The organism is Streptomyces calidiresistens, assembly GCF_014141525.1.
In the GTDB taxonomy this organism is placed as follows: domain Bacteria; phylum Actinomycetota; class Actinomycetes; order Streptomycetales; family Streptomycetaceae; genus Streptomyces; species Streptomyces calidiresistens.
This window is the reverse complement of sequence record NZ_VKHS01001314.1, coordinates 1-918: the sequence shown is the minus strand read 5'-3', so window position 1 is coordinate 918 and position 918 is coordinate 1. Positions and strand designations below refer to the sequence as shown.

General features: G+C 78.3%; 1 pseudogene. It reads right to left on the bottom strand.

From position 1 onward, the window contains the following. Nucleotides 1-823 (bottom strand): annotated as a pseudogene (locus tag FOE67_RS27060) (ATP-dependent helicase HrpB); the annotation flags it as partial. Nucleotides 824-918 lie beyond the last annotated feature (95 nt).

The following is a 918-nucleotide window of genomic DNA, read 5'->3' as shown; positions in this document are numbered from 1 at the left end:
CTGCTCGGACACGTGGCGGAGCCCGCCCCCCGAGCCGGTCGGCGAGCAGCGCCGCGACCCGGTGGATCTCGCCCGTGCCCGGCAGGAAACACAGCACGTCGCCGGGGGACTCGCCGAGGGCTCGGAGGGCGGTCTCCGCCACGTGTCCGAGCAGCGCGGGGTCGACCGAGGTCCCGCGGGCCGGACGCACGGGGCGGGGCGGTGGACACCACACCTCCTCCACCGGATGGGAGGCGCCCCGCACCCCGACCACGGGGGCCTCCAGGAGGCGGGCCCACAGGGCGGTGTCGGTGGTGGCGGAGGCGGCGATCAGCCGCAGGTCGGGGCGCAGGACCGTGCGCACGTCCAGCAGGAAGGCCATCGCGGTGTCCGCGTCGAGGTGCCGTTCGTGGCATTCGTCGAGCAGGACGGTGCCCACGCCCGGCAGTTCGGGATCGCGGTGCAGCCGGCGCAGCAGGACGCCGGTGGTGACCACCTCCACCCGGGCGTCGGGGCCGGTCCGGCGCTCACCGCGCACGGTCCACCCCACGCGACCGCGCGGACCGGCCTCCTCGCCGAGCAGCCAGGCGATGCGTCGGGCCGCGGCCCGTACGGTCATCCGACGCGGTTCGACCACCAGGACACGACCGGTCGCCCCCGCCGGGGCGGGGAGGTCGGGGAACAGCCCGGCGAGGACCGGGGGGACCAGCGTCGTCTTGCCCGTGCCGGGGGGTGAGTGGAGCACGGCCGCGCCGACGGTCTCCAGGGCCGCGCGCAGATCGGGCAGGGCGGCGCGCACCGGCAGTTCCCGGCCGGCCGCCGGGGACCCGGGGCCGGTCGACACGCCCGACGCGCCCGGGTGATCACGCGATTCCCCGCCTCCGCCCGGGGCGGCTCGCGGGGCGGATCGGCGCGCGCCGGGGGCGGGCCTGGCTCCTA